This is a genomic window from Klebsiella sp. PK18 (assembly GCF_057784655.1).
The window spans coordinates 15,291-38,903 of record NZ_CM173493.1 but is presented as its reverse complement, the minus strand read 5'-3'; the positions used below and the strand labels follow the sequence as shown (position 1 = coordinate 38,903).

General features: G+C 59.1%; 26 protein-coding genes and 1 pseudogene. 10 read left to right on the top strand and 17 right to left on the bottom strand.

Translation table 11 applies throughout. The features are described 5' to 3' along the window. Positions 1 to 131: 131 nt before the first annotated feature. Entirely contained in the window at positions 132 to 1,325 is a 1,194-nt protein-coding gene (gene nepI / locus AC3EMD_RS00200) for a purine ribonucleoside efflux pump NepI (protein WP_023323408.1), read from the bottom strand. A 211-nt stretch (positions 1,326 to 1,536) separates the two neighbouring features. Between nepI and AC3EMD_RS00195 the strand changes: the two genes are divergently transcribed. Together AC3EMD_RS00195 and AC3EMD_RS00190 are read left to right on the top strand one after the other, a co-directional pair. Beyond that, positions 1,537 to 1,896: a type II toxin-antitoxin system RelE/ParE family toxin gene (locus tag AC3EMD_RS00195; RefSeq protein WP_023323409.1), complete on the top strand. Its 360-nt coding sequence runs from the start codon at positions 1,537 to 1,539 to the stop codon at positions 1,894 to 1,896. Continuing rightward, on the top strand, positions 1,880 to 2,203 hold the full coding sequence (locus tag AC3EMD_RS00190; RefSeq protein ID WP_004173862.1) for a helix-turn-helix domain-containing protein: 324 nt from the start codon (positions 1,880 to 1,882) through the stop codon (positions 2,201 to 2,203). The genes AC3EMD_RS00195 and AC3EMD_RS00190 overlap by 17 nt, the downstream gene beginning before the upstream one ends. A gap of 98 nt (positions 2,204 to 2,301) precedes the next feature. Here the strand turns inward: AC3EMD_RS00190 and AC3EMD_RS00185 are convergent, their stop codons facing one another. Next, positions 2,302 to 2,826, bottom strand: coding sequence for an SRPBCC family protein (locus AC3EMD_RS00185; protein WP_016162009.1), 525 nt, complete (start codon positions 2,824 to 2,826; stop codon positions 2,302 to 2,304). Between the two features lie 102 nt (positions 2,827 to 2,928). Then, complete coding sequence (locus tag AC3EMD_RS00180) at positions 2,929 to 3,381, bottom strand: DUF1198 domain-containing protein (protein ID WP_032691299.1); 453 nt, start codon at positions 3,379 to 3,381, stop codon at positions 2,929 to 2,931. A 105-nt stretch (positions 3,382 to 3,486) separates the two neighbouring features. Between AC3EMD_RS00180 and AC3EMD_RS00175 the strand changes: the two genes are divergently transcribed. Then, positions 3,487 to 4,392, top strand: coding sequence for a LysR family transcriptional regulator (locus tag AC3EMD_RS00175; RefSeq protein ID WP_022064559.1), 906 nt, complete (start codon positions 3,487 to 3,489; stop codon positions 4,390 to 4,392). Positions 4,393 to 4,439: 47 nt separating this feature from the next. On the opposite strand, the gene uhpT is transcribed toward AC3EMD_RS00175, so the two are convergent. The 7 genes from uhpT to ivbL form a co-directional block, all read right to left on the bottom strand. Continuing rightward, positions 4,440 to 5,831, bottom strand: a complete 1,392-nt coding sequence (gene uhpT / locus AC3EMD_RS00170) for a hexose-6-phosphate:phosphate antiporter UhpT (RefSeq protein WP_050887787.1) — start codon at positions 5,829 to 5,831, stop codon at positions 4,440 to 4,442. A gap of 145 nt (positions 5,832 to 5,976) precedes the next feature. Beyond that, positions 5,977 to 7,305: an MFS transporter gene (gene uhpC, locus AC3EMD_RS00165; protein ID WP_110214020.1), complete on the bottom strand. Its 1,329-nt coding sequence runs from the start codon at positions 7,303 to 7,305 to the stop codon at positions 5,977 to 5,979. An 11-nt stretch (positions 7,306 to 7,316) separates the two neighbouring features. After that, positions 7,317 to 8,798, bottom strand: a complete 1,482-nt coding sequence (gene uhpB, locus AC3EMD_RS00160; protein WP_162542802.1) for a signal transduction histidine-protein kinase/phosphatase UhpB — start codon at positions 8,796 to 8,798, stop codon at positions 7,317 to 7,319. A gap of 17 nt (positions 8,799 to 8,815) precedes the next feature. Further along, complete coding sequence (gene uhpA, locus AC3EMD_RS00155) at positions 8,816 to 9,409, bottom strand: response regulator transcription factor UhpA (protein ID WP_002923282.1); 594 nt, start codon at positions 9,407 to 9,409, stop codon at positions 8,816 to 8,818. Positions 9,410 to 9,561: 152 nt separating this feature from the next. Beyond that, entirely contained in the window at positions 9,562 to 9,849 is a 288-nt protein-coding gene (ilvN, locus tag AC3EMD_RS00150) for an acetolactate synthase small subunit (protein ID WP_002923283.1), read from the bottom strand. Between the two features lie 3 nt (positions 9,850 to 9,852). Further along, positions 9,853 to 11,541 (bottom strand): acetolactate synthase large subunit, encoded by a 1,689-nt coding sequence (gene ilvB / locus AC3EMD_RS00145; RefSeq protein ID WP_087498914.1) that lies wholly within the window; start codon positions 11,539 to 11,541, stop codon positions 9,853 to 9,855. A gap of 104 nt (positions 11,542 to 11,645) precedes the next feature. Next, the gene (gene ivbL / locus AC3EMD_RS00140) at positions 11,646 to 11,741 is read right to left on the bottom strand and encodes an ilvB operon leader peptide IvbL (RefSeq protein ID WP_002923286.1); all 96 of its coding nucleotides are present in this window, start codon (positions 11,739 to 11,741) and stop codon (positions 11,646 to 11,648) included. 12 nt (positions 11,742 to 11,753) lie between these two features. On the opposite strand from ivbL, the gene AC3EMD_RS00135 reads away from it, so the two are divergent. The 5 genes from AC3EMD_RS00135 to emrD all read left to right on the top strand — a co-directional run bounded on the left by AC3EMD_RS00135 (position 11,754) and on the right by emrD (position 15,293). Further along, positions 11,754 to 11,921, top strand: coding sequence for a hypothetical protein (locus AC3EMD_RS00135; RefSeq protein ID WP_162493225.1), 168 nt, complete (start codon positions 11,754 to 11,756; stop codon positions 11,919 to 11,921). A gap of 452 nt (positions 11,922 to 12,373) precedes the next feature. Then, positions 12,374 to 12,493: a type I toxin-antitoxin system toxin TisB gene (tisB, locus tag AC3EMD_RS00130; protein WP_004145059.1), complete on the top strand. Its 120-nt coding sequence runs from the start codon at positions 12,374 to 12,376 to the stop codon at positions 12,491 to 12,493. Between the two features lie 90 nt (positions 12,494 to 12,583). Then, positions 12,584 to 13,030 carry a GNAT family N-acetyltransferase gene (locus AC3EMD_RS00125; protein ID WP_012540266.1) on the top strand — a complete coding sequence of 149 codons (447 nt, stop codon included), beginning with the start codon at positions 12,584 to 12,586 and terminating at the stop codon, positions 13,028 to 13,030. Between the two features lie 69 nt (positions 13,031 to 13,099). Then, entirely contained in the window at positions 13,100 to 13,933 is an 834-nt protein-coding gene (locus tag AC3EMD_RS00120) for a DMT family transporter (RefSeq protein WP_012967016.1), read from the top strand. A gap of 175 nt (positions 13,934 to 14,108) precedes the next feature. Beyond that, complete coding sequence (emrD, locus tag AC3EMD_RS00115; protein ID WP_012540264.1) at positions 14,109 to 15,293, top strand: multidrug efflux MFS transporter EmrD; 1,185 nt, start codon at positions 14,109 to 14,111, stop codon at positions 15,291 to 15,293. A gap of 159 nt (positions 15,294 to 15,452) precedes the next feature. Here the strand turns inward: emrD and dsdC are convergent, their stop codons facing one another. Together dsdC and AC3EMD_RS00105 are read right to left on the bottom strand one after the other, a co-directional pair. Then, the gene (dsdC, locus tag AC3EMD_RS00110; RefSeq protein WP_302073871.1) at positions 15,453 to 16,376 is read right to left on the bottom strand and encodes a DNA-binding transcriptional regulator DsdC; all 924 of its coding nucleotides are present in this window, start codon (positions 16,374 to 16,376) and stop codon (positions 15,453 to 15,455) included. A gap of 13 nt (positions 16,377 to 16,389) precedes the next feature. Then, positions 16,390 to 16,509: pseudogene (locus AC3EMD_RS00105) on the bottom strand (hypothetical protein); the annotation flags it as partial. A gap of 91 nt (positions 16,510 to 16,600) precedes the next feature. Between AC3EMD_RS00105 and dsdX the strand changes: the two are divergent. Next, positions 16,601 to 17,938 (top strand): D-serine transporter DsdX, encoded by a 1,338-nt coding sequence (gene dsdX, locus AC3EMD_RS00100; RefSeq protein WP_302073870.1) that lies wholly within the window; start codon positions 16,601 to 16,603, stop codon positions 17,936 to 17,938. 17 nt (positions 17,939 to 17,955) lie between these two features. Next, positions 17,956 to 19,284 carry a D-serine ammonia-lyase gene (gene dsdA / locus AC3EMD_RS00095; RefSeq protein WP_046881943.1) on the top strand — a complete coding sequence of 443 codons (1,329 nt, stop codon included), beginning with the start codon at positions 17,956 to 17,958 and terminating at the stop codon, positions 19,282 to 19,284. A gap of 3 nt (positions 19,285 to 19,287) precedes the next feature. On the opposite strand, the gene AC3EMD_RS00090 is transcribed toward dsdA, so the two are convergent. From AC3EMD_RS00090 to AC3EMD_RS00070, 5 genes are all read right to left on the bottom strand, one after another. Further along, complete coding sequence (locus tag AC3EMD_RS00090; protein WP_032430009.1) at positions 19,288 to 19,710, bottom strand: radical SAM protein; 423 nt, start codon at positions 19,708 to 19,710, stop codon at positions 19,288 to 19,290. 74 nt (positions 19,711 to 19,784) lie between these two features. Then, a complete protein-coding gene (locus AC3EMD_RS00085) occupies positions 19,785 to 20,147 on the bottom strand; it encodes a DUF202 domain-containing protein (protein WP_023298383.1) in 363 nt (120 codons plus the stop codon). Beyond that, on the bottom strand, positions 20,137 to 20,484 hold the full coding sequence (locus tag AC3EMD_RS00080; RefSeq protein ID WP_002923305.1) for a YidH family protein: 348 nt from the start codon (positions 20,482 to 20,484) through the stop codon (positions 20,137 to 20,139). Before AC3EMD_RS00080 ends, AC3EMD_RS00085 begins: the two co-directional genes overlap by 11 nt. Positions 20,485 to 20,584: 100 nt before the next feature. Continuing rightward, positions 20,585 to 21,907 (bottom strand): 6-phospho-alpha-glucosidase, encoded by a 1,323-nt coding sequence (locus tag AC3EMD_RS00075; protein WP_008806754.1) that lies wholly within the window; start codon positions 21,905 to 21,907, stop codon positions 20,585 to 20,587. Further along, the gene (locus AC3EMD_RS00070) at positions 21,904 to 23,526 is read right to left on the bottom strand and encodes an alpha-glucoside-specific PTS transporter subunit IIBC (protein ID WP_124037481.1); all 1,623 of its coding nucleotides are present in this window, start codon (positions 23,524 to 23,526) and stop codon (positions 21,904 to 21,906) included. Before AC3EMD_RS00070 ends, AC3EMD_RS00075 begins: the two co-directional genes overlap by 4 nt. Positions 23,527 to 23,613: the final 87 nt, after the last annotated feature.

The following is a 23,613-nucleotide window of genomic DNA, read 5'->3' as shown; positions in this document are numbered from 1 at the left end:
GGCGCTACGCTTAGCCGGGCTACGACTGAGGAGGCCTGCGGGATACCACCCGTAGGCCCGGCAAGCGCAGCGCCGCCGGGCGGTCAGGCGCCGTACCCGCGGTAGTGCCGGCTGGCAAAAGGCGAGCGGCCTTAAGCGGGTGGATTCACCTTCACTTTGGTCGCCACCAGCAACCCGGTAAACAGCATTAATATTCCTGACAACACCAGCGGCGACAGCAGCCCTAAGTGGTCGAGCGCAATACCGCCGACCGCGGCGCCGCAGGTGTTGGCCAGCTGGATCACCGCCACCTGAATCGACCCGGCTTTTTCCGCCTGATCGGAGAGCGAACGGGTGATCCACGTTGACCACCCAACCGGGATCAGCGCAAACGCGAAGCCCCAGATAATCGCCACCGTCGAGGCGACGATTTTGCTTTCTCCCCACAGCACCAGCGCCACCGCGCAGGCGGTCAGTACCAGTGGCGCGATCGCCAGCGCCGCTTTTACCGAACGCTTGAGAAGCACCGAGGAGAGCGAGGTGCCGATAAAGCTGGCGATACCAAAGCTCAGCAGCACCAGCGTCAGGCCGTCGACATCAAACCCGGCGAGGGTCATGTACACCGGACGTATATAGGTAAAGAAGGCGAACTGCCCGGCAAAGGCCATGAAAATGGCGCACATCCCGGCCATCACCCCCGGACGCTTCAACAGACCAAACATATTTTGCTGCTGAGAAGCCGATTCACCGGGCAGCGACGGCAGCGCTTTCAGCACCCAGAGCGTACACAGCACGCCCATCACCGCCGCGCCGTTAAAGACGTTGCGCCAGCCGATAAGCCCGCCAAGGAAACTGCCCAATGGGGCGGCGATCACCAGCGCGATTGATACCGCGCCGAAGATAATCGATAGCGCTTTCGGCACCACGCGCATCGGCACCAGCCGCATGGTCAGCGAGGCCGACATCGCCCAGAAACCGCCGAGCGCCAGGCCCAGACAGGCTCGTCCCAGCAGCAGCAGGGTGAAGCTATCGGCAAACGATACCAGCAGGCAGGAAAGGGTCAGCAGCAGCGAAAACAGGATCACCACGTAGCGGCGATCGGTTTTGCCAATGATGGAGGTGATAAACAGGCTGGAGAACATCGCTACGAATGCCGTCGTCGTCACCGACTGCCCGGCCATCCCTTCGGAGATGCCTAAATCCAGCGCCATCGGCGTCAGCAGACTGACCGGTAGAAATTCGACGGTAATCAGGCAGGCAACGCAGAAAGCAACCGCGAAAACCGCCGACCAGTTTGGTCGCACCAGCTCGCGTGCATGGGGTTTGGCTTCATTTGAATGACTCATGAGTGACCTGCGAAGAAAGTGGCTGAAAGCCGCGCAGTGTAACATTTTGTTTGTGACGAATTTAACGTTTTCGCAACTCTTCTCGCTTTTCATAAGAGGATGCGTAGCTGTTCGCATGTTTAAAAAAACGATGCTTGCTATCGCTTTTACAAATCTCAGGAGAATTTAATATAGCACCATGTGCTATACTTTTAACGACAGGATGTCAGCAATGCGTATCTTTAAAACCAAATGGTTTGCCAGAGAGGCTAGCTCTCATGGCATTTCCGACGACGAGCTCTATCAGGCAATTCAATCTGTGCTTCAGGGCAAGGTGGTTGATTTAGGAGGAGGGGTTTATAAAAAGCGACTCAACAAGAATCGCGATCGCGCAATCATCCTTACCAAAAGCGCAGGGCATTGGTTTTATGTCTTTCTGTACGCCAAACAGGATATGGCCAATATCAGCCATCGCGAATTAATGGGGTTTCGTGAGCTTGCAAAACACTATGCCAATCTCTCTGAAGAGAAAACGACGGCCTTAGTTAAAAGTAAAGAATTGGTGGAGATTTGCGATGACAGCAAAAAATAAATACAAAAGCCCGGCTTTCGAAGCGATCCATAGCGCTGCGTCGGGGCTATTCAGCGTTGGCGCAATCCCACAGGAAACAATGCGCCATTTTGATGAATCATGTCTCGGTAGCGTAGCCGCACTTCAACCCATTGAAATTAAAGCGCTACGTGAACAACTCAATGTTAGCCAACCCGTGTTCGCTCGTTATCTGAATACCAGTGTGTCTACCGTGCAAAAATGGGAGACTGGCGCTAAACGACCGAGCGGAATGTCATTAAAATTGCTTAGCGTCGTACAAAAACACGGCCTGAAAATCCTACTGTAGTTATTCTGCCGGATGGCGCTTACGCTTATCCGGCCTACAAGTGACGAGTGCGGAAACCGTAGGCCGGATAAGGCGCAGCCGCCATCCGGCACTCGGATTTACTCACCGCGAGCCGATTTCACCAGCCCGCAGATCCACTCCTGGTGACCGTTAATCATCGGATTGGGCAAGGTACGCGCCAACTCCTGCGCCGGAACGCCTTTTTGCGACTCCTGGGTGAGGATACGTACGCGCCCGCCGGGCAAATCTTCAAATAGCCACGCGTGGATCACATCAAGACGCGTCGTTGCATCCCCTTCCGCCCAGCCGTGCCAGGCTACGCGCGCCGCCTGCCCGGCAGCGGGAGGTACATACTCTGTAATCTGCGCCTCAATCGGGAAGCCGAAGGTGCTGAAGCGGAAACGGGCGTTGGCGCTGAGGGTCGGGCCGCTGCCGTCATGGAAATGGATATCGGCAACGTTGCTGTAATAGCCCGGCCACAGCGTGGTGTCATCGAGCTGCGCCCATATCTGAGCTGCCGTCAGGCCGCTGACGATAATTTCATTAGAGGCAAAATTGTCGGTCGTGCCTGGCAGATACTCTTCCGGCCAGACGATGGCGCTTTGCAGCAGGGGCTGTTTCATGATTAACCTCGTGAACGATTGTTTTAACGAGGTTAATCATGCGTCGGTGAGTGATATAAATCGAATCACCATCCTTGATAATACACATAAGCAATTATGATATCAGTGCAGCCAGTGCACGCCGTCTTCCGGCAGAAACAGCGCGTTATAACGCTGCTGTAGGTTATGCAAATCGCTTGCATCCGGATCCAGCTCGCGCAGAAACCCTTGCGCAAGACGAATTTGCGCGTCGGTAATCGGCGCCGCTAAACGCGCTTTTTGCATCAGGCGATACCAGTAATGCAGGTTTTTTTCGCTGGCATCGACGATAGCGGTCTGCCAGATCAGCAGTACCTGTGCGGCGTTCTGCAGATGCGCTTCATTCGGCCGCTCCAGGTAGCGCAAATACTCATTACCGGCGGTTTTTCCCAACTGATCGATCATCGATTCCAGCGGAACAGGCGTTATGCCAAGGCGTTCGCTCAGGCGACGAATCGCGCGGCGTGAATCAGAGGTAAGCACCCGAAATCCCACAACAAATACCACTACCAGGGTGGCCAGTCCTATCCAGATCATGCATCCTCTCATCCAATCGCAGCCTCACTATCATAATGGGAATTTGCCTGCTGTCGACTACCGGGCATACCATAATGTGACTTATCGCGTTTGCGGATAGCTATCATGAAATCTGATATCAGAAACCTCGATCTCAACCTGCTGAAAGCCCTGGATGCGCTGCTCGATGAGCGCAGCGTCACCCGGGCGGCAGCGCGGCTGGCGCTCACCCAGCCGGCGGTCAGCGGCATGCTCACCCGCCTGCGCGACGCCTTTAATGACCCGCTGTTTATCCGCGCCCCGCACGGTATGGTGCCGACGCTGCGCGCTCAGGCGCTGGCGGCTCCGGTAAAGCAGCTGCTGATCGATGCTGAAACCCTGCTGCAACCCGCCATCTTCGAGCCGCTGGAAGCCAATTTTACCTGGACCATCGCCGCGACGGATTATGCGTTGAAAGCAGTGATCGTGCCATTTATCGCCGCGCTGAAGCCACTGGCGCCGGGTATCCGCGTGCGCATCATTCCCGAATCACCGGCCACGCTGCTGGCACAGTCCGAACGTGGTGAAGTGGATATTGCGCTATTGACGCCCCACGATACGCCGCCGGCGCTGCACAGCCGGGCGCTGTATCAGGAAGACTATGTCTGTCTGATGCGCGAAGACCATCCGCAGGCCAGCCAGCCGCTGACGCTCGACCGCTTCTGTGCGCTGGAACATGTGCTGGTTTCATGGCAGGGCGATAGCTTTCGCGGCGTGACCGACGACGCGCTGGCGGCGCTTGGTCGAACCCGGCGGGTGGGATTGTCGGTGAGCAGTTTCCTGGTGTTGCCGGAAATACTGGCGGTGAGCGACATGATCGCCGTGGTACCGCGCCGACTGGCGAAAAGAGCCAGCGGCATGAAAATAGCCCCACCGCCGCTGACGATCCCGGGTTTCACCAAAAGCATGGCCTGGCACGAGCGTAACCATCATGACCCGGCGCAGCAGTGGCTGCGGGAGCTACTCCTGCAATCCAGCCAGCAAGAACAATAAAAAAGCCCGGCGCAATGGCCGGGCAAGGTTACCAAATACCTGGTAAATCAGGCAGTCTGCAAAATACGGTTCTTTTTCTCGCGGCGAATTTTACGCTCTTCAAAGATAGCCACAATGGCCATCAGGCAGATACAGCCGATGGCGGCGGCGTCCAGCGCCGCAAAGGTGCCGGCCCAGCCGGTCAGGCCGAAGACCGGCGTGCCGTCGGCGATCATCCCGAGACCCAGCTTGGCGAAGCTATCGCCGATCAGATAGGCGAAGGTGCCCTTGATTCCATCGGCGGCGCCGATCGCTTTTTTCGGCACAAAGCCGACGGCGGCGACGCCGATCAGCAGCTGCGGACCAAACACCAGGAAGCCCAGTGCAAACAACGAGGCCAGATAGACGTACTGGTTGCTGGCGTGTTGGTAAACCCCGAGGGTGGCGATAATCAGCGCCAGCGCGATGCAAGCCACCAGCGCGCGGCGGCCGTTGGCCAGATCCGACAACCAGCCCCACAGCAGCGTGCCGACCAGCGCGCCGACCTCAAACAGGGTAAAGCCCTGAATCGCCACCTCTTTCGTCAGCTTCAGCTCCTGGAAGGCGTACACGGTGGACCACTGATCGATACCGATACGCACCACGTAGAGGAAGATGTTGGAGAAGCACAGCAGCCAGATCACTTTGTTTTTCAGCACGTACTCAACAAAGATCTGCCACTTGGTCATCGCATTTTCTTCGGTCTCTTTGTCCTCTTCGCTGATCGCTTCGCCAAACAGCTCTTCCGCCGTGCCGAGGCCATAGGATTCCGGCGAGTCGCTACCGTAGCGCAGGCCAATAAAGCCGACGATCAGCGCAATAATCGACGGGAAGATAAACATGCCGATCACATGGCCGTCGAACAGATAGTTGGCGCCAAACAGCGCCACGCCCGCCGCGCCCGCGCCGCCGAGGTTGTGGGAGATATTCCAGAAGCCGAGGAAGGTGCCGCGTTTGCGTCTGGGCGTCCACTTGGTGATGGTGGAATAGCTGCACGAGCCGCCGGTGCTCTGGAAGAAGCCGCTCAGCGCATAGAAGGCGATCATCAGGAACAAGCTGGTGGAGCCCGCGCCCATGCTGGCGCTAAAGCCCAGCATACAGATGGCGGAGAGGATCAGCATAAACGGCAGGAACTGCTTGGTGTTTTTACCGTCGGCATAATAAGACACGAGCGTCTTGCCCACGCCGTAGGTGATGGAGAAGCCCAGGCCAATCATCCCCAGCTGCGTCATGCTCAACCCGTAGGTGGAGATCATGTCGTTCTGCGCGATGTTAAAGTTCTTGCGGATCAGGTACATGGTCAGGTAGCCGATGAAGACCACCAGATAGGACTGCATGAAAGGTTTGAACCACATTTTGCGCCGCACATCGAGCGGCAGATCCAGGGTCGGCTTGCGCACCTGATTCAGAAAGGCCAGCATGGGTATCTCCTGAGCTGATTTTTTATGCCTGCGTCATAACCAGGCATTGTAAAAACCAGCGCGCCGTCTGGCCTGAGACGGCGTCCAGGTGAAACCGGGAAAATTTCTTAGTTTTGCTCCGTTCGCGGCCAAAGGGTGAGCTACATCACGCTTCGCTGGCGGTACGCGGCGCCTGCGCGTTTAAAAACGGCAGCAGCAGCAGCGCGGAAATGCCGGCGGCAATCGCAATCACCACGAAGAATCCGGTCCAGTGCCAGATATCCATCACCTGCGCCAGCGGCCAGCCGGAAAGCGAGGCGCCAAGATAAGCGAACAGGCCGACAAACCCGGTTGCCGCCCCGGCGGCTTCTTTATGCGAACATTCCGCCGCCGCCATGCCGATCAGCATCTGCGGGCCGAAGACGAAGAACCCGGTGGTGAAGAAGCAAGCCGCCTGCATGACGTAGCTGGCAAACGGCATCAGCCACAGCCCGCCAACCGACAACAAAATTCCGGCGGCGAAAATCAGATTCATCGGCCCACGGTTGCCGTTAAACAGCTTATCCGAGCCCCAGCCCGCCACCAGCGCGCCGATAAAACCGCCCAGCTCAAACATGGTCACCGCCGAGTTAGCGGTCACCAGATCGACGCCGAGCGTCTCCGACATATACAGATTACCCCAGTCGTTAATCGCCGCCCGCACCACGTACACCAGCACATAGCACAGCGACAGCAGCCAGATATAGGGATTGGCCAGCACGTAGCGGGTCAGGATCGCTTTGCGCGTCAGCCCGGCCCCCTCCTGCTGCTGGGCGATTTCCAGCGCATCGTGACGCCAGTCGCCCACGGCGGGTAACCCCACCGCCTGCGGGCGATCGCGCAGCCGCCAGCACAGATACAGCCCGGCGAGGATCGCCAGACAGCCGGCAATCGTCATCCCTGCACGCCAGCCGTAGTGCAGCGCCGCCGCCCCCACCACCATCGGGATCAGCGCGCCGCCGACGTTATGCGCGGTATTCCATAGCGCCCACCAGCTGCCGCGTTCGGTCCGCGAATACCAGGCCGTCAGCAGCCGGGCGCAGACCGGAGAGCCCCAGCCCTGGAAGAAGGCATTCAACGCCCACAGCAGCGCAAAAGCCCACAGCGAGGTGGAAAAACCGAACAGAATATTCACCACCCCGGTAGCGATAAGCCCCAGGCCCATAAAATAGCGGGCGTCGGAGCGGTCGCTAACGATACCGGAGAAAAATTTCGACAGCCCGTACGTGATATAGAACAGCGTGGCCAGCAGGCCAATATCGCTACGAGTCAGCACATTGCTGGCAAGAATTTCAGGCACCGCGGCATTAAAGCTTTTGCGGGTGAAATAAAACAGCGCGTAGCCAAGCCAGATAGTGAGCAGAATATGTCGACGCCAGTAACGATAACGCTCGTCCAGCTCGCGTTTATCGCTAACTGGCGCGGCGTCCGGCGGCGCTTTTAAAAAGGCAAACATCGGCGCTCCTCTCAGGCGTAACGCAGCGGTAGATTGACGCACACGCGGGTACCGTGTGTGCAGGAGATAGTTAACGTACCGCCCAGCGCGGTCACACGTTCGCGCATGCCGGTCAGGCCGAACCCCTGCAGATTCGACCCCGGCGGCAGGCCGCAACCGTCATCTTCCAGCACCAGCATTAGTCGCTCATCCTGCTGCCAGCCCTGGAGGGTGACAGCGCTGGCGCTGGCGTGCTTGACGATATTATTCAGCCCCTCCTGGCAAACGCGAAACAGCGTCACACGCTGGTTTTCGCTCAGCCCCGCCTCGTTAATCCGCCAGTCGAGATGGCTGACAATGCCGCGGTCCTCCAGCTCCATCTCGCGCATCAACGAACGTACCGCCTGCTCCAGCGGCAGGTCGTCGAGCTGACGCGGACGCAGACGGCCTAGCAGTCTACGCACCGAGTCGTACACCCCCAGCGACAGCTGTTCTATCAACTGGCCGCTCTGCCGTACGCTGGCGTTATTCGGCGCCAGACGCTGCACGATCCCCGCCTGGGTGCGAATTGCCGTGATAGTCTGGCCAATATCATCGTGGAGCTCGCGCGCCACGTCACGCCGCACGCTCTCTTCCGTTTCCAGCAGACGTTCCGCCAGCCGCCGATTTCGCGCCAGCTCGTTCTGTAGCGACAGGTTAAGCTCGCGCAATCGCTGGATCCCCGCCCCCAGCAGCAGTCCGGTCAGGCTCTGCGCCAACAGCGAAAGCAAGAGATCGACCGGGTGATCGTGCCAGGTCTGGCTGGCAATCAGCGCAATGGCGTTCATCAGGGTGGCGATCAGCGCCCCCTGCCAGCCGTAGTGCCAGGCGAGAGCGATAATCGGCAGCGCGAGGCAAAACGGGGTAAAGCGGGAGAGCTCGGCGGGCAGCCCAAGCTGCAGCCACAGGCTAATGGTGAATAACAGCAGGTACCAGATCAGATGCCGGCCGCGCCAGTTAATCGGCTGCGAGACCAGCGCGGGCCCCAGTGGCCGCCAGACGGTACTGGTAAGATAGTGCCAGATAACCAGGCAGGTCGGCGCCAGCGTCAGACCGCCGGTTAGCGTTAACAGCAGGGCGGTCAATCCTTCGCTCCCTTGCGCCAGCCACGGCAGCGATTGCAGCAGCGAGGCGGCGATCAGCGCCCCGCCCTGGCGCAGCAGCGTCAGCCAGTCGCGCTGATGGCGATAGCGAGAGATCAACGCCACCGGCAGCAGGGTCAGTAGACTTCCGGTCATCAAAATTATCGGGTGCGCCAGCGCCACTTCCTGCGCCAGCCAGAAGATAAGCAGCCACTCGGCTCCCAGCAGCACCGGCCAGTAGCCACGCGGGCATTGCAGCATCAGCCCTAAACGCAGGCCAAAGGGAAACAGCAGCACCGCTAAATCCGCACGCTCCACCAGATGCAGACTGATGCTCCACAGGCAGAACCAGGCTGCGGAGAAGATAAAGGCGCAGCCGATCACCGACAGCAATCGTGAGACGACAGCCTTCATTGCCAGCTATCGAACATGCGGCGCGCCAGCTCAACGTCGTTGCTGACGCCCAGTTTTTCCAGCAGGTTGGCGCGGTGAACGTGAACGGTTTTCGGCGACAGGCCGAGCTCGGCGGCAATCTCTTTCACCGCCATGCCCTGCGCTAGCTTTTCCGCCACCTGGCGTTCGCGTTTGGTGAGCGGATCCTGGCGCCCGGCGGCCAGCTTCATGGCGATATCCGGCGTGAGATAGCAACCACCCGCCGCCACCGTGCGGACCGCGGCGATCAGTTCATCCGGGCTGCAGCGTTTCGACAGGAAGCCGCGCGCGCCGGCGTTCAGCGCCTGCTCGATCAGCGCCGGGCTGTCGTGTACCGACAGCATGATGGTCGCCATCCCCTTCGGCAACTGGCTGAGCAGCTCCAGCCCGGAAATATCCGGCATGGAGATATCGCAGATACAGACCTGTACGCCGCGCCCCGGTAGCCCCGTCAGCGCCTCGCGGCCGCTACCAAATTCAGCGACAACCTGAAAATCAGCTTCCAGCCCCAGCAGCTGAGCAAAACCGGAGCGGACAATCAAATGATCGTCAATAAGGGCGATGGTAGTCATGGTGTTTCCTGGTGCCTGAAAGCGCCGGATGGCGGCGTAAACGCCTTATCCGGCCTACGGATCCACTCCCTGTAGGCCGGATAAGCGCAGCGCCATCCGGCAAAGGCGCTTACCTTAACCATAAGCACCTTACCGTTCAAGCCTTGCGCGATTTACTCGAAGAACACCGCAATTTTGTTAAACATGGTGGGATCGGACTGGTTACGCGCCACTTTGGTGACATCTTCCAGCTTTTCAATCTGGCTAATCATCTGCCCCAATCGCTGGTCATCATTTACCAGCAGCCAGATGCGGCTGTGTTCGCTGCCCTGAATTGGCAGACAGAGAATGCCTTCGACGTTAAACGCCCGACGGGCAAATAGCCCGCAAACGTGGGTCATGACGCCGGGATGGTTGCGGACGGTGAGTTCCAGAATGACGTTATCACATTGTTTTTGCATGGCTTATTCCCCCACCATTTCAGTATTGGCCGCACCCGGCGGTACCATCGGATACACTTTCTGCTGTGCGTCGATACGCACGTGGATCAACGCCGGACCTGGGCGGTCGATAATCGCCTGCAGCGCCGCCTGCGGATCGGCTTCGTTATTTAAATCACAGGTTTGCAGGCCAAAACCGGCGGCAATCTGCATAAAGTTAATCATCCCCGGATAGGTGGCGGCGAACACGCCCTGCTGATAAAACAGGCTCTGCTGCTGGTGCACCAGCCCCAGCGCTTCGTTGTTCAGCAGGATAATTTTGACATCCAGCTGATTTTCGGCGGCGGTAGCCATCTCCTGAATATTCATCATCAGGCTGCCGTCGCCGGAGAAGCAGATAACCTTGCGCTGCGGATTCGCCAGCGCCGCGCCGATGGCCGACGGCAGGCCGAAGCCCATGGTGCCGAGGCCGCCGGAAGTCAGCCACTGGCGCGGACGGTTGAGCGGGTAGGCCTGCGCTGTCCACATCTGATGCTGACCCACATCGGTGGTGATGATCGCCTCATCGTCAACGCAGGCGGCCACGGCGTTAATCAGGCCGTAATGGGAGAGCGGGTCGCTTTCCTGCGGGATGGCGCAAGGGAATTCACGCTGCAAATCGGCCACCAGCTGGCGCCACTCATCGCGCGGCTGCGCCTCAATCTGCGGGATCAGCTGGGCTAAGACTTCCGCCACATCGCCCTGAATCGCGACGTGCGGTTGCTTGATTTTACCCAGCTCAGAGCGGTCGATATCGACGTGGATAATCTTCGCGTTCGGGCAGAACTGCTCGGTCTTGCCAATCGCCCGGTCATCAAAACGCGCGCCTAAAACAATCAGTAAATCCGCTTCCTGCAGAATAAAGTTGGTGCTGCGCGCGCCGTGCATGCCCAGCATCCCCAGCGACAACGGATGCGCCTTCGGCAGCATCCCCAGCGCCATCAAGGTCATGGTGGTCGGCAGGTTGGCTTTTTCCGCCAGGTCCCGAATCGGCTGCGGCGCGTTAATCACGCCGCCGCCCAGATAGAGCACCGGGCGCTTCGCCGCATTGATCATTGCCGCCGCTTCGCGCACGCTTTCGGGGGCGAATGCCGGTGCCGGGGCGCGCTCGCCCGGCTCTGGCAACGTTTCCAGCTCAATGGTCGCCGCCTGTACGTCCTTAGGAATGTCTATCCACACCGGCCCGGGACGCCCGGACTGGGCAATACGGAAGGCGTCGCTGATCACCTGCGGCAGCTCGGCGATGTCGCGCACCAGGTAGTTATGCTTGGTGATGGGGATAGAGATGCCGTAGGTGTCCACTTCCTGGAAAGCGTCGGTGCCGATCATGGAGGCCGGCACCTGGCCGGTGATGCAGACCAGCGGGATTGAATCGAGGCGGGCATCGGCGATCGCCGTAATCAGGTTGGTGGCGCCAGGGCCGCTACAGGCCATACAGACTGCGGGTTTGCCTTCGGTTCGCGCCATCCCCTGAGCGATAAAACCCGCGCCCTGCTCGTGGCGCGCCAGGATGTGGCGGATCTGCGTGCTTTGGCTTAAGGCATCGTAGATGGGCAGGATAGAACCGCCCGGGATGCCGCTGACCATAGTGATGCCCTGGCGTTCCAGTAAATGAACAACCAGCTGCGCGCCGGTAAAGCGCATTGTGTTTGATGTGGTGCCCGAACTTGCCATGCTCCAGTCCTTTTATTCTGGGCCGACTTTACCGGGGGGCTCGCCAACAAAAAACCCCGCTCGGTTTGCGCCGGCGGGGTTTGGAATTCGTGTTGTTCCGGACCCTACGGCGCGTTGCCGACGACGACCACCACAGACACGACGACCACCGCGGCTGGCGCGGTTTTTAGTAGGGTCGAAGCGATCAGGGTTGCGTTCATTAGGGACCTGTTGTGTCGAAAAATAAGCTGAATTTATACAAACACAGGTTTTGCGATTTCACAATGGATTTATTTTCATCCACGATAATTTGCGCGAAAGATCACAATTCGGCGCAAAAGGGCAGAAAACAAAAAACCCCGCCGGAGCGAGGTTTTTATCAGCATGGTTACAGGTGGTAGCCGCAAGCACACTGTATTACGTCAACGCCAAAAGTATACGCGATCGCTGCAGTTCGCGCAATTTAAGGTCGATTTTTCTCTGTCATAGAGTATGGATGAGAGGGGCGTATTTGTCCAAAAAATACTGTTCATCCATACAGTATTTATCTATACTGGGTGTGTTCACTTTGTGCCATTCGGGGGCCGCAAGTTTGACCGGCGCAACGAAGTCCTGGCTGAAACGGGTGGTGCCGTCAGTGCCTTAACCCCGAGAGAGCACACTGTGTTACGTCAACAACGTGCAGTCACTGGCCCGCGCGGCAACGCGTGGCTCAGCGCTGCGCACCCCTGTCGTTGCAGGCGGCGGGCCGGGAAGCCGTTCATGGAAAGGATGAACTATCGGCCAGGGCAGACGCCGCCGGCGACAGGCAGGGATAAGCTGGCAACGGGCAGCGGAAAGGTACGTCAGCTTATTGTGCTCCTTAACCACAGGAGACGCGCGTATGGGCGGAATGGATATTATTATTTTAATCCTGAAACTCATGGTTGCTGTGTTGCAACTACTTGATGCAGTCCTGAAACAGTTCCGCTGATTCAGGTTCAAGTCGCACCTGAGGGGGGCGGGAAACCGCCCCCCTGCAGGCGCCCGCCGGGCGTCCCGGGATGACTTGATGGAGGAAGCTATGCCACCCCTGTTAATTGCCGCCACAACGCCGGACGATCCGGGGTTCGTTGCGCTGCGCACTGAAAGCCTTGAACAGCATTTCAACATGCTGCGCCGCCTGGCGGAAAACTGGCAGAGCGGCAAAAACCGCTTTAACGCGCCGGGCGAAACGCTGCTGGGCGCCTTCGTCAACCACCAGCTGGTAGGGGTATGCGGCATCAATAGCGATCCCTTCAGTCCGCAGCCGCGGGTCGGGCGCATTCGCCATCTCTACATTAGCGAACGTTACCGTCGCCGGGGCATCGGCCAGCAGCTGCTGGTCTCGGTCATTACCCACTCCAGCGCCTGGTTCGATTTTCTTAACACCCATGCCCCGGCGCAGGCCTGGCCCTTTTATGAAAGGCTTGGTTTTCGCCCGGTTTACGATGAACCGCGGGTGACGCATCGCCTGTTTTGTTCGCTTTAACCCCCCCGCTGGCAGGCAGCGCGGGCGCGTGTTACATTCCGGTGACCTTCACTGTTGAACCTGTCTGCGATGACCCTCACCGTATTCTGCATTTTGCTGTTCGCCGCCCTGCTGCACGCCAGCTGGAACGCTATCGTCAAAGCCAGCGGCGATAAAATGTACGCGGCGATCGGCGTCAGCGGCTCGGCCGCGCTGATCGCCCTGGTGATGCTGCCCTTTGCCCCGCAGCCCGCGCTTGCCAGCGCCCCCTATCTGCTGGCGTCGTGCGCGTTACAGGTGGTGTATACGGTGCTGGTGGCGAAGACCTATCAGGTGTCGGATATGAGCCAGACCTACCCGCTGATGCGCGGCACCGCGCCGCTGCTGGTCGCGGCGATAAGTGTGCTGTTCCTCGGCGATCGTCTGTCGCCGCTGGCCTGGCTGGGCATCGGCGTTATCTGCCTGGCGATTCTGGCGATGGCCTTTCACGGCAGCGTTAGCTCCCGCAAAGGCATCGTGCTGGCGCTGATCAACGCCTGCTTTATCGCGGGATATACACTGGTGGACGGCACCGGTGTCCGGCTGGCGGGCTCGGCGCTAGGCTACACCCTGTGGACCTTTTTTATGAATGGTTTCTGCCTGCTGTGCTGGGCCATGGTGGCGCGACGGCGAGAGGCCAGTCGTTATTTACGTCAGCACTGGAAAAAGGGCATCCTCGGCGGTGTCGGCACCATGGGCTCCTACGGCCTGGCGCTATGGGCGATGACCCAGGCCCCGCTGGCGGTGGTCGCCGCGCTACGTGAAACCTCCATTCTCTTCGGCGCGCTGATCGCCTTTATCGTTCTGAAAGAACAACTGATGCCGCTGCGCATCGTGGCCGCCTGCGGGATTGCCGCCGGGGCGATCCTCCTGCGCCTGGCGTAGCCTGAAATGGCAACATTAGTTGCCGTTCCTGTTTACATAATCTGCCTGGAATTCCCTCAACAATCGGCGCTTTGCAGTTGTCCTGTCATTTTAATATGGTAGATTCCTCCATCGTTTACGGGATGTGCCAGTCACATATTCTTTATTTCTCTTTACTCGCAAAGTATTCATCGACATGAAACGGCATAAGAACTTCAATTTGTTGTTGATGCTGGTACTGCTGGTGGCCGTCGGCCAGATGGCGCAGACCATTTATATTCCGGCCATCGCCGACATGGCGGTCGCGCTGAACGTCCGCGAAGGAGCGGTACAAAGCGTGATGGCAGCCTATCTGCTGACCTATGGTATTTCACAGCTGTTCTACGGCCCGCTCTCGGACCGCGTCGGTCGCCGTCCGGTGATCCTCGTCGGGATGTCGATTTTTATGCTGGCGACGCTGGTAGCTATTACCACCCATAGCCTGCCGGTGCTGATCGCCGCCAGCGCCATGCAGGGGATGGGCACCGGGGTCGGCGGCGTAATGGCGCGCACCCTGCCCCGCGACCTGTACGAAGGCGCGCAGCTGCGTCATGCCAATAGCCTGTTAAATATGGGTATTCTGGTCAGCCCGCTGATTGCGCCGCTGCTCGGCGGCATCCTCGACACTCTGTGGAGCTGGCGCGCCTGCTACGCCTTCTTGCTGGTGCTGTGCGCGGGCGTGACCTTCAGCATGGCGAAGTGGATGCCGGAAACGCGCCCGGAAGGGGCGCCACGCACTAAACTCCTGACCAGCTACAAAACGCTGTTCGGTACCGGGGCGTTTAACTGCTATCTGCTGATGCTGATCGGCGGCCTGGCCGGGATTGCGGTGTTCGAAGCCTGTTCCGGGGTGCTGATGGGCGCGGTGCTCGGCCTGAGCAGCATGGCGGTGAGTATTCTGTTTATTCTGCCGATCCCGGCGGCGTTCTTCGGCGCGTGGTTTGCCGGCCGGCCGAACAAGCGTTTCCCGACGCTGATGTGGCAGTCGGTGATCTGCTGCCTGCTGGCAGGTTTGATGATGTGGATCCCTGGACTGCTGGGCATCATGACCGTCTGGACCCTGCTGGTGCCGGCGGCGCTGTTCTTCTTCGGCGCCGGGATGTTATTCCCGCTGGCCACCAGCGGCGCGATGGAGCCGTTCCCGTTTCTCGCCGGAACCGCCGGGGCCCTGGTGGGCGGCTTGCAGAATATCGGCTCCGGCGTGCTGGCCTGGTTGTCGGCGATGATGCCGCAAACTGGTCAGGGCAGCCTCGGCCTGCTGATGATGCTGATGGGCCTGTTGATTCTGCTGTGCTGGCTGCCGCTGGCCTCGCGCTTCACCCACCATCAGCAGCCGGTATAAGCGCGGCGGTCGTTCCCCGGATGGCGGCTGACGCCTTATCCGGGCTACCGGACGGGTCGTCTGTAGGCCCGCGTAAGCGCAGCGCCGTCATTTTGCCGGGTGGCGGCTCACGCCTTACCCGGCCTGGCCAACAACACAGAGGGGTAGCCCGGCTCATTTTCAGGTCAGGCTATGCAGCCACTCGATAAAGGCGTCGATTTTCGGCCACTGACGGCCCGGCAGGGTCGTCACGTAATAATGCTGATGGCATTTCAGCGTCATGTCGCCAAAAGGCGCAATCAGCTCGCCGCTCTCCAGCCGCTTCTGCACCAGCCGTTTACGCCCCATCGCCACCCCTACATGGTTCATTGCCGCAATCACTGCTAAATCGGATCGATCGAAGCCAATGCCCGACGATTGCGGCAATTCAATTCCAAATTGCTGTGCCCAACTGAACCATTCATCGGTGCCGGAATCATTGCTCCATGCCTGGCGATCGTGAAGCAGCGTACAGTAGCGCAGACTGGCAGGATTTGACGTTAACTGCAGCTGGCGGGCGTAATTCGGCGTACATACCGGCACGATCGCCTCATCCATCAGAAAATGATGGCTCAGCTGTGATGACGGCGCATCATCAAAATAGATTGCCAGATCGATACCCGCCCGCTGCAGGTTGACGTTATCGTTGCCGGTCAGCACAGTCAGCGAGATGGCCGGGTAGCGGTGAGTGAAATCCCCCAGCGCCGGCACCAGCCAGCATTGGGCTATCGACGGGCGCGAATAGACCGTCAGGCTGCCAGAGAGCTCCTGGTTTTTGATGTCCAGAATCTCCTGATTGAGGCCATCCAGCGACGACTTCAGCGCCCAGTAAACGCGCTTCCCTTCTCGCGTCAGCTCCACTTTGCGGTGCGAGCGGACAAAGAGCTGGATCCCCAGCTCCTCTTCCAGCTGATTAATCCGGTGACTGACGGCGCTTGGGGTGAGCGCAAGCTCGTCTGCGGCCAGGGCGAACGACTCGTGCCGCGCCGCCACCTCAAACGTCGACAGCCTGGAGAGTTGCCAGCCGTTGAGCAACCGGGTACCTAAGGTTTTGAGTACATCCATTATGCGCTCCTGGCAAAAAAGGGGATCTGGATGATAAAAAAATAACGCCAGAACTTCCGCTCAAGGATGAATTAATTTGACCCATAGCATATTCATAGGTCGCTTTTAGAGCTAAATCACCTTTTTGATTCAATTTGGCTCACCTGAAAGGCCATTTATATCGTTTGTCAGCCCATGCCGAGTTTCTGTTCAATAACCACACGTTACTTACGGCGAGGTGGGGTATGGAATCGCAAATCTGGGTTGTGAGCACGCTGCTGATTAGCATCGTGTTAATCGTCTTAACGATCGTCAAACTGAAGTTTCATCCGTTTCTGGCGCTGCTGCTGGCGAGCTTTTTCGTCGGGGCGATGATGGGGATGGGCCCGCTGGAGATGGTCAACGCCATTGAGAGCGGCATCGGCGGCACGCTGGGCTTCCTGGCGGCGGTGATCGGTCTCGGTACCATCCTCGGCAAGATGATAGAAGTCTCCGGCGCGGCGGAGCGCATCGGCCTGACGCTGCAGCGCTGCCGCTGGCTGTCGGCGGACGTGATTATGGTGCTGGTCGGCCTGATCTGCGGTATTACCCTGTTTGTCGAAGTCGGCGTGGTGCTGCTGATCCCGCTGGCGTTCTCCATCGCTAAAAAAACCAATACCTCGCTGCTGAAGCTGGCTATTCCGCTGTGTACGGCCCTGATGGCGGTGCATTGCGTGGTGCCGCCGCATCCGGCTGCGCTGTTCGTGGCGAATAAACTGGGCGCCGATATCGGGACGGTTATCGTCTATGGCCTGCTGGTCGGTCTGATCGCCTCGCTGGTCGGCGGCCCGCTGTTCCTCAGGCTGCTCGGCAACCGCCTGCCGTTTAAATCGGTGCCAGCCGAGTTTTCCAACCTCGACGTTCGCGAAGAATCGACGCTGCCCTCGCTCGGCGCTACGCTATTTACCGTGTTGTTACCGATTGGGCTGATGCTGGTGAAAACCGTCGCTGAACTGAATATGGCGCAAGGCGGCACGCTGTATACAGTGCTGGAATTTATCGGCAACCCCATCACCGCGATGTTTATTGCCGTTTTTGTCGCCTATTACATTCTCGGCATTCGTCGGCAGATGGGGATGGGCGTCCTGCTGACTCATACTGAAAACGGCTTCGGATCGATCGCCAACATCCTGCTGATTATTGGCGCTGGCGGCGCGTTCAACGCGATTTTGAAATCCAGCGGCCTGGCCGATAGCCTGGCGGTGATCCTCTCGAATCTGCATATGCATCCGATTCTGCTGGCCTGGCTGGTGGCGCTTATCCTGCACGCCGCCGTCGGCTCCGCTACCGTGGCGATGATGGGCGCTACCGCCATCGTTGCGCCGATGCTGCCGCTTTATCCTGGCGTAAGCCCGGAGATCATCGCCATTGCCATCGGTTCCGGCGCCATTGGCTGCACGATCGTCACCGATTCCCTGTTCTGGCTGGTAAAACAGTACTGCGGCGCCAGCCTCAGCGAAACGTTCAAGTACTACACGACAGCGACATTTATCGCGTCACTACTTGCACTGGCCGCCACCTTCCTGCTTTCTTTCATTATCTGAGCGCAAAGAGACGTATGATGAAACACGCTGACCTGACCACCTTAACCGCGACCTTCCCGCTTGTGCAGGATCTGATCGCCCTGAAAGAAACCACCTGGTTTAACCCGGCCACCACCACCCTGGCGCAAGGGTTACCTTACGTCGGTCTGACCGCCGACGATGTGCAAGACGCCCATGCCCGCCTTCAGCGCTTCGCGCCCTATCTGGCGGAAGCTTTCCCGGAAACGGCCGCCAGCGGCGGGATTATCGAATCGGAAGTGGTTGCCATTCCGGCAATGAAACGCAGCCTTGAGCAAAAGTTCGGCCAGCCGATTAGCGGCGATCTGCTGCTGAAAAAAGACAGCCACCTGCCGATTTCGGGTTCCATTAAGGCGCGTGGCGGGATTTATGAAGTGCTGACCCATGCGGAAAAGCTGGCGCTGGAGGCCGGACTGCTCACCACCGCAGATGATTATCGCAAATTGCTGACACCGGAATTTAAACAGTTCTTCAGCCAGTACAGCATCGCTGTCGGCTCCACCGGCAACCTCGGGATGTCGATCGGCATCATGAGCGCGCGCATCGGCTTTAAGGTTACGGTACATATGTCGGCGGATGCCCGGGCGTGGAAAAAAGCCAAACTGCGCAGCCACGGCGTGACGGTCGTTGAGTACGAAGAGGACTACGGCGTCGCCGTCGAACAGGGGCGCAAGGCAGCGGAATCCGACCCGAACTGCTTTTTCATTGATGATGAAAACTCGCGCACGCTGTTCCTCGGCTATGCCGTAGCCGGCGAGCGCCTGAAGGCGCAGTTTGCCAAAGCAGGGCGCGTGGTCAATGCCGATCACCCGCTGTTCGTCTACCTGCCGTGCGGCGTTGGCGGCGGCCCCGGCGGCGTGGCATTCGGCCTGAAGCTGGCCTTCGGCGACCACGTTCACTGCCTGTTCGCCGAACCGACCCACTCGCCCTGCATGCTGCTCGGCGTCTATACCGGGCTTCATGACCAGATTGCGGTGCAGGATTTAGGCATTGATAACCTGACCGCTGCCGACGGTCTGGCGGTCGGCCGGGCGTCCGGGTTCGTTGGCCGGGCAATGGAGCGCCTGCTCGACGGGTTCTATACCCTTGATGATCAGACGATGTACGACATGCTGGGCTGGCTGGCGAAAGCGGAAAACATTCGCCTTGAACCGTCCGCGCTGGCCGGAATGGCCGGGCCGCAGCGGGTCTGCGCCAGCAAAGCGTACCATCAGCTGCAGGGACTGAGTGAGCAACAGCTGCAGCAGGCCACCCACCTGGTGTGGGCCACCGGCGGCGGCATGGTGCCGGAAGAGGAGATGGCGCAATATCTGGCGAAGGGGCGCTAATCTTCAGCGCAGCAGCGGCATCAGCGCCTCTGGCGGCCGCTGCTGTCGGCGCAGGTCCCGCATCACTCGCATATAGGGCCCGCTAAGATCGTAGAACTGCCGGTAACCCGCGCACAGCGGGTCTTCCTGTTCGCCGCAGCGGCACAGGCGCAACCACGGGCAGCCGTAGCAGGTACTGTTGGCCGCTGGCGCGCCTGGCTGGGTCAGCGTCTCGCCGCACCAGGCGCTCAGCGTCTCACTAAACAGCAAAATATTGATGCGCCCAATATCTTCCCGCACCCAGCGGTGAAAGACAGCACAGAGAAACTCCCCCCAGAGCGCGGCGTCGCCGGCCGCCAGCTGCGGAATAAAATGGATAGCGGTGAGCCCCTGTTGACGCAGTTGTGCATAGAACGCCTGCGGCTGATGGCAATGATGCGCCTCCACCACGACAGCCTGAAAGGGTGTGTCATGTTGCTGGCCGGGGGCATGAGTGAGAGGCAAATTCGCCGGACATCCTGTCATGACATATCCCTAATGAATAAAACGATCGGTTGAAGGTGAGTAACAGCAAACAGGAATGCCAGAGAAAGTACTGCGAGTGCGATCAAAAATTTGTCACGAACCGCCCGCGGCTGTAAAAAATCGCTATCGTCGACGTCCATCAGATGACGACGGCGGGTATAGCCCCAGAGGATCACCGCCACTATCGCCAGCACGCCGATCGACAGCCAGAACGGCAGGCCGGCGCGGTGCCAGCTGTGCTTAATCGCCAGCGCCATCAGCGCGCCATAGCCCAACAGGGTGCGAAACCAGGCCAGAGAGGTGCGCTCTGGCTGTAGTCCCGGATCGCTTTCCCGCCGCGTCCGGCGTTTATCCGCCATACACCACCAGCAGCATCACCGCGGCCACCACCGCCAGCAGCAGAATGCTAATCACCAGCAGCGTGCGGGTATAGGGAAGGTCCTGCTTCAGACGCATCGCCTTCTCGTTATTCAGCCAGCGCAGATAGCCATAGATGGCCATGCCGCCGGCAAAGAGACACAGCAGCAGGGCAAGAATTTCACGGATCAGCGGCGTGGCAAAGTCCGGCGCTAACTGGTCAAGGCCGACGCCGGCGGCGAGAAAACCGAGCGCCGTGCGGATCCACGCCAGAAAGGTGCGTTCGTTAGCCAGCGAAAAGCGGTAATCCGGCGCTTCGCCGAGGCGGGAGATTTTCATTACAGTTCCTTGTTCATCGCGCTGCAGGCTTCAGCATAGCGTAAATCAGGAACCGGGGAGAAGAACCGGCGCCCCGCGGGCGCCGGTCAAACAGCGGGGATTAATGCAGCTCAGGCCAGTAATCTTTGTTGGCCGCAATCAGGTCGTCGAGGATCGCTTTCGCCACCGAGGCGCTCGGTACGGTTTTCGACAGGGTAATCGCCTGCCACAGCTTGTGGTAAGAGCGCTGTTCCCAGGCATCGACCACCAGTTTTTCCACTGCTACCTGCTGGCTCATCATCCCTTTCTGGAAGTGCGGGATGTCGCCAACCGTCAGCGGTTCCGGTCCGTTGTGACCCACCAGACAAGGGATCTCCACCATCGCGTCAGCGTCAAAGTTATGGATCGCGCCGTTGTTTGGCACAATCAGCAGCATCCTTTCCTGCGTGTTAAAGGCGATGGCCGTCGCCAGATCGACGATATACGACGCATGCTCGTCAATCTCCAGATCGCCAGCGGTGGATTTCCCGGCGGCAATAATCGCCCGGCAGGCGCTGAAGACGTTTTTCTCCCGATGATCCATCACCTCATTGGCGCGAGTACGCTCCGGGTTGGAGTGAGCCACCACGTAGTCCGGGAACAGGTAATATTTCAGGTAGGTGTTCGGCATGGTCTGCGGATCCAGCGCCTGCACGTCTTTCGCTTTAGCAAAGGTATCGTTCCAGCTGGCCTCGGTGTGCGGATCGTTAGAGGGCGGCACATAGCCATATTTCGCCACATATTCACGCAGCTTCGGCATCAAATCGTTGCCGTCGAGGTCCTCAATCGACGTCCACCAGCCGAAGTGGTTGAGGCCGTAGTAGCGCACGCGCATCTGTTTGCGATCTTTGAGGCCGACAATCTGCGCCATCCGCCCTTCAATGCCGATCGGCATATCGCAGATATTGAGGATTTTGGCGTTTGGCCGCAGACGTCGGGTGGCTTCCGCCACAATCGCCGCCGGGTTGGAGTAGTTAAGCATCCAGGCGTTCGGCGAATATTTTTCCATATAATCCACCAGCTCCAGCACGCCGCCGATAGAGCGCATACCGTAGGCGATCCCGCCCGGTCCGCAGGTCTCCTGGCCCAGCACGCCGTGGCGCAGCGGGATTTTCTCATCCTGTTCACGCATCGGATATTTACCGACGCGGATATGCGCCATGACGAAATCAACATCGGTAAACGCCGCCTGCGGATCGGTGGTATAGCTGAACTCAATCTCCGGCGCCTGCTCTTTGAGGATCACTTTGCACGCCTCGGCGATGGTCTCCTGACGCGCGCCGTCGTTGTCGTAAAATTTCAGCGACCGCAACGGAAAACGATCCTGGTTTGCCAGCAGCATCAGAACAATGCCCGGGGTGAAGGTGCTGCCGCCGCCTGCGATAACAACTGAGAATTTTTTCATGATACTGCCTCCGTCATGGTGGTATGTTCGGTCGAAAGAGAATCTTTCATCAGGTTTTCCAGCTGGTCGCGCACCTGGGGAACGTGCAGGCCGACGATGACCTGAATCCCGTTGCCGCGGCGTACTACCCCGTGGGCGCCCAGCGCTTTAAAGACGTCGTCACTTTGCGTTTTCGCCATATCGACCAGCGCGATGCGCAGTCGGGTGGCGCAGTTGTTGATGCTTTCAATGTTGTCGGCGCCGCCGAGGGCCTGCAAGAAGCCAGCGGCCTGACCCAGCCGGGTCTCTGGCGCGGCGGCGGCCGTGGTTTTACCTCGTGCCGCCTGGTAATCGGCCTTGCTGTAGAGCTTGATTTCGCTCTCTTCCCGGCCAGGCGTCTTCAGGTTCAGACGCAGGATCAGGGTGCGGAAGACCACGAAGTAGAGGGCGGTGAAACAGAGGCCGATGCCTATCTGAATGAACATCATCGAGGCGTGGTGATGGAACATCGGGATCCAGTTTTGCGGCAAGAACTGGTCGAGCAGACCGCCGCCGAAATTGCCTACCACGCCGCAGATGTACATCACCGTCGCCATGGTCGCCGCCAGCACCGCGTGAACGGCGAACAGCAGCGGCGAGATGAACAGGAAGGTGAACTCCAGCGGTTCGGTGATCCCGACCAGCATCGCGGTCAGGGTGGCGGGGATCAGCAGGCCGGCGACCTTGACGCGATTTTCCGGCGCGGCAGTGAAGTAGAGCGCCAGCGCAATCCCCACCGAACCAAACACTTTCGAGTTACCGTGCAGAGCAAAGCCGCCCTCCGGGAACAACGTCTTCAGCGGTTCCGTACTCTGACTGAACGCCTGCAGATGCTCCGCCCAGTAGACCTGCAGACCGCCCTCCACCACCGCCGGGCCAAAGATGAACGGGCCATAGACGAAGTGGTGCAGGCCGGTGGGGATCAGAATGCGCTCAAGGAAGATGTAGACCCACACCCCAAGCGCCCCGGCTGAGCGCAGGAAGGCCTGCAGCGATTCAATGCCCAGCTGAACCTTTGGCCAGCCGAGCAGGGTCAACCAGGCGCAGGGGATCATCGCGAGGAAAGCGACAATGACCACAAACGATGATCCCTGAAAGATGCCGAGGAACACCGGCAGGGGTTTATCGAAATAGCGATTGTGCAGGGCCGTCACCAGACCGGAGATGACGATGGCGCCGATAATGCTGGTGTCGAGGGTTTTGATCCCGGCAATCATCGTCAGGCCGCTGCCTGCCGTGGGTTCAACGGAAAAGTCGACGCCGAAGAAGTGGCCCCAGGTCATCCCCATGGCGTTAATAAAGTAGTTCCAGGTGAGAAAACTCACCAGCACCGTCAGACAGGCCCGGCCCTGGGCCTGTTTCGCCAGGCCGATCGGCAGACCGACGGCGAAAATCAGCGGCATATTACGAAAGACGGTCCAGCCGCCCTCTTCAATGATGTGAACGATCTGGGCAAACAGGCTGTCGGGTGCGGTCAGCGCTTCGCCGACGAACATCGGGTTGCGCAGCATGATGGCGATACCGACCACGATTCCGGCAAAAGGAAACAACAAAACCGGAGTAAACATGGCGCCGCCAAAGCGTTGTATTTGACTGAGCATTTGAAAATCCTCATGTAACAACTCGTAGGGTGAGTGGCCTTCTTTTTCTTGATTACCGGCCTGACTCGAGAATAGAAATTTGCCCGT

Excerpts from the sequence above, each read along its gene's own strand:
- dsdA (WP_046881943.1), top strand. The coding sequence starts at position 17,956 with ATGAAACACGCTGACCTGACCACCTTAACCGCGACCTTCCCGCTTGTG.
- ilvN (WP_002923283.1), bottom strand. The coding sequence starts at position 9,849 with ATGCAAAAACAATGTGATAACGTCATTCTGGAACTCACCGTCCGCAAC.
- AC3EMD_RS00175 (WP_022064559.1), top strand. The coding sequence starts at position 3,487 with ATGAAATCTGATATCAGAAACCTCGATCTCAACCTGCTGAAAGCCCTG.
- dsdC (WP_302073871.1), bottom strand. The coding sequence starts at position 16,376 with ATGGATGTACTCAAAACCTTAGGTACCCGGTTGCTCAACGGCTGGCAA.
- AC3EMD_RS00120 (WP_012967016.1), top strand. The coding sequence starts at position 13,100 with ATGACCCTCACCGTATTCTGCATTTTGCTGTTCGCCGCCCTGCTGCAC.
- AC3EMD_RS00085 (WP_023298383.1), bottom strand. The coding sequence starts at position 20,147 with ATGGCGGATAAACGCCGGACGCGGCGGGAAAGCGATCCGGGACTACAG.
- AC3EMD_RS00190 (WP_004173862.1), top strand. The coding sequence starts at position 1,880 with ATGACAGCAAAAAATAAATACAAAAGCCCGGCTTTCGAAGCGATCCAT.
- AC3EMD_RS00070 (WP_124037481.1), bottom strand. The coding sequence starts at position 23,526 with ATGCTCAGTCAAATACAACGCTTTGGCGGCGCCATGTTTACTCCGGTT.
- uhpT (WP_050887787.1), bottom strand. The coding sequence starts at position 5,831 with ATGCTGGCCTTTCTGAATCAGGTGCGCAAGCCGACCCTGGATCTGCCG.
- emrD (WP_012540264.1), top strand. The coding sequence starts at position 14,109 with ATGAAACGGCATAAGAACTTCAATTTGTTGTTGATGCTGGTACTGCTG.
- AC3EMD_RS00075 (WP_008806754.1), bottom strand. The coding sequence starts at position 21,907 with ATGAAAAAATTCTCAGTTGTTATCGCAGGCGGCGGCAGCACCTTCACC.
- AC3EMD_RS00195 (WP_023323409.1), top strand. The coding sequence starts at position 1,537 with ATGCGTATCTTTAAAACCAAATGGTTTGCCAGAGAGGCTAGCTCTCAT.
- AC3EMD_RS00080 (WP_002923305.1), bottom strand. The coding sequence starts at position 20,484 with ATGAAAATCTCCCGCCTCGGCGAAGCGCCGGATTACCGCTTTTCGCTG.
- AC3EMD_RS00185 (WP_016162009.1), bottom strand. The coding sequence starts at position 2,826 with ATGAAACAGCCCCTGCTGCAAAGCGCCATCGTCTGGCCGGAAGAGTAT.
- uhpC (WP_110214020.1), bottom strand. The coding sequence starts at position 7,305 with ATGTTTGCCTTTTTAAAAGCGCCGCCGGACGCCGCGCCAGTTAGCGAT.
- AC3EMD_RS00125 (WP_012540266.1), top strand. The coding sequence starts at position 12,584 with ATGCCACCCCTGTTAATTGCCGCCACAACGCCGGACGATCCGGGGTTC.
- ilvB (WP_087498914.1), bottom strand. The coding sequence starts at position 11,541 with ATGGCAAGTTCGGGCACCACATCAAACACAATGCGCTTTACCGGCGCG.
- dsdX (WP_302073870.1), top strand. The coding sequence starts at position 16,601 with ATGGAATCGCAAATCTGGGTTGTGAGCACGCTGCTGATTAGCATCGTG.
- ivbL (WP_002923286.1), bottom strand. The coding sequence starts at position 11,741 with ATGAACGCAACCCTGATCGCTTCGACCCTACTAAAAACCGCGCCAGCC.
- AC3EMD_RS00180 (WP_032691299.1), bottom strand. The coding sequence starts at position 3,381 with ATGATCTGGATAGGACTGGCCACCCTGGTAGTGGTATTTGTTGTGGGA.
- nepI (WP_023323408.1), bottom strand. The coding sequence starts at position 1,325 with ATGAGTCATTCAAATGAAGCCAAACCCCATGCACGCGAGCTGGTGCGA.
- uhpA (WP_002923282.1), bottom strand. The coding sequence starts at position 9,409 with ATGACTACCATCGCCCTTATTGACGATCATTTGATTGTCCGCTCCGGT.